This is a genomic window from Rhodococcus sp. (in: high G+C Gram-positive bacteria), from assembly GCF_049591685.1.
GTDB lineage: Bacteria > Actinomycetota > Actinomycetes > Mycobacteriales > Mycobacteriaceae > Rhodococcoides.
On the sequence record NZ_JBAWFH010000003.1, the window covers coordinates 1 to 2,174 of the forward strand.

4 protein-coding genes are annotated in these 2,174 nt (G+C 65.6%); 2 read left to right on the forward strand and 2 right to left on the reverse strand.

Annotation, left to right across the window (positions count from 1 at the left end; all coding sequences use genetic code 11):
* Both WBQ44_RS00045 and rimP read right to left on the reverse strand, forming a co-directional pair.
* A partial coding sequence (locus tag WBQ44_RS00045; RefSeq protein WP_495564692.1) for a NusA N-terminal domain-containing protein occupies positions 1–824 on the reverse strand: 824 nt, incomplete at its 3' end.
* A 3-nt stretch (positions 825–827) separates the two neighbouring features.
* Positions 828–1,397, reverse strand: a complete 570-nt coding sequence (rimP, locus tag WBQ44_RS00050) for a ribosome maturation factor RimP (protein WP_495564693.1) — start codon at positions 1,395–1,397, stop codon at positions 828–830.
* A 123-nt stretch (positions 1,398–1,520) separates the two neighbouring features.
* On the opposite strand from rimP, the gene WBQ44_RS00055 reads away from it, so the two are divergent.
* Entirely contained in the window at positions 1,521–2,045 is a 525-nt protein-coding gene (locus WBQ44_RS00055; protein ID WP_495564694.1) for a hypothetical protein, read from the forward strand.
* Positions 2,042–2,174 (forward strand): DUF4439 domain-containing protein (locus WBQ44_RS00060; RefSeq protein ID WP_495564695.1); only part of this gene is annotated, 133 nt, incomplete at its 3' end. The genes WBQ44_RS00055 and WBQ44_RS00060, both read left to right, overlap by 4 nt.

The following is a 2,174-nucleotide window of genomic DNA, read 5'->3' on the forward strand; positions in this document are numbered from 1 at the left end:
GCCGGCGAGAGCGCATTGGCCACGAAGCGGGACGGATCCTCGTCGAAGTCGATGATGTCGATCTTCTCGCCCGCCAACTCGCTCATCACGTTGCGTACGCGCTGTCCCATCGGGCCGATGCACGCGCCCTTCGCGTTGAGACCGGACACGGTCGAGCGGACGGCGATCTTGGAGCGATGACCTGATTCACGCGCGACGGCCATGATCTCGACCGAACCGTCGGCGATCTCCGGCACCTCGAGCGCGAACAGTTTGCGGACGAGGTTCGGGTGCGTCCGCGACAGGGTGATCTGTGGGCCGCGCTGACCCCGGGCCACCCCGACGACGTAGCACTTGATTCTCTCGCCGTGCTCGTAGCTTTCCCCGGGAACCTGCTCGGCGGGCGGCAACAGACCGTCCGCCCCGTTGGCCTCGCTTCCGATCCGAACAATGACGGTGCCCTTGGCGTTGGCGCGTGTGTCGCGCTGAATCACACCGTTGACGATCTCGCCCTCGTGGGTGGAGTACTCACCGAAGGAACGTTCGTGCTCGGCGTCGCGCAGGCGCTGCAGGATGACCTGCCTTGCCGTCGTCGCGGCGATGCGACCGAAACCTTCGGGAGTGTCGTCCCACTGCGAGATGGTGTTGCCGTCGGCATCGATTTCCTTGGCCATCACCTTGACCGAACCCGACTTGCGGTCGACATCGATCCACGCGTGCGGCTGATGGCCCTCGGTGTGCCGGTATGCCGACAACAGTGCTGTCTGAATGGTGGAGATCACTGTCTCGATCGAGACACCCTTGTCGGCCTCGATGGCGCGGAGCGCCGCAATGTCGATATTCACTTGTCAGGACCCTTCTTCCGGTGTTTCCACGTCTACTGTCTTGTCTTCGTCGGCGGGCGCGGGCCTGCCCGGCACCACTCCACCCGCGAGTTCCATCTCGTCTGCCTTGGGTCGCGAGAACTCCACCTGCACAACCGCTTTGACGACGTCCCTCGAGTCGACGGCTCGGGTGGCAAGCACTCCCCCGGTGCGGGTGATCACTGTGACGACGTCACCGTCGAGCTGCCCGACGCGGGCGTCGAACTTCTCGTCGGGGAGTTCGATGCGGACCATGCGGCCGCGGGCGCGGCGCCAATGGCGATCTTCGGTCAGCGGGCGGTCTATGCCCGGTGTGGTGACCTCGAGTGTGTACGGCGCGTCGCCGAAGTCGGGCACCCCGTCGAATACGTCAGAGATATCCCGACTGAGTTCGGGAAGCGCGTCGAGATCGATACCCTCGTCGCGGTCGACCATGACCTTGACGGCGCTGTGCTTGCCTGCGGCGACCACGGTGACACCTTCGAGGTCGAAACCCTTGTCGTGAACGAGATCGGAGAGAAGTGCGACGACCCTCTCCTCGGACGGAACAGGCATCGTGGTGAAAACTCCTCGTTCAGTTGTGTCGGATCGGCCCCGCGGTGAACGTACAGCTTAACGCCCTCCGGCCACATCCGTGACCAGGTGCGGGTTCACGAGATTGCCGACACACCTGGCACGATGTCGAGTGTGCCGACGTCCGCAACCCTCCGCCCATTCTCGCGCCGCGCAGCGCTCAAGCTCGGTGCCGGCACAGCGATCACGGGTATAGCGCTGGCAGGCGCCGTGTCGTGTTCTTCCGACGACGGCGAAGCCCAGACGGTCGACACGTTGACCACGCACCTGGGCCTTGCACGACGTGACGCTGCAGCGGCGCTCGCGTCGATCGCAACCGCCCCGGAGCTCGCAGATGTACTGCGCACAGTTCAGTTCGAACGCACCGCACACGCCGACGCCCTGGTTGCCGAGATCGACCGCGTCGCGGGAGTCGTTGCCGGTGCGAGCACGTCGGCGCAGGCACCGCCGGAGTCCGCGCCCACCACATCGTCGGCGCCACCCCCGACGCCGACGGAGCTCACGACCTTCCTGAGCGAATCACAGCGCGGCGCAGCCGACTCGGCGCGGAACGAGTCCGGCTATCGGGCGGGCTTGCTCGGATCCATTAGCGCGGCATGCGCCGTTCAGTACATGCTGGTGTCGGCATGAACGAGCTGGGCGAGGAACAGCAGGCTTTGGTCGACGCACTCGACGCCGAGTACGCAGCCGTGTTCGCGTACGGCGTCGTCGGCGCCTTCTCCAACCCTGCGCGGGCAGATCTCGTCGCCGCGAACGCTG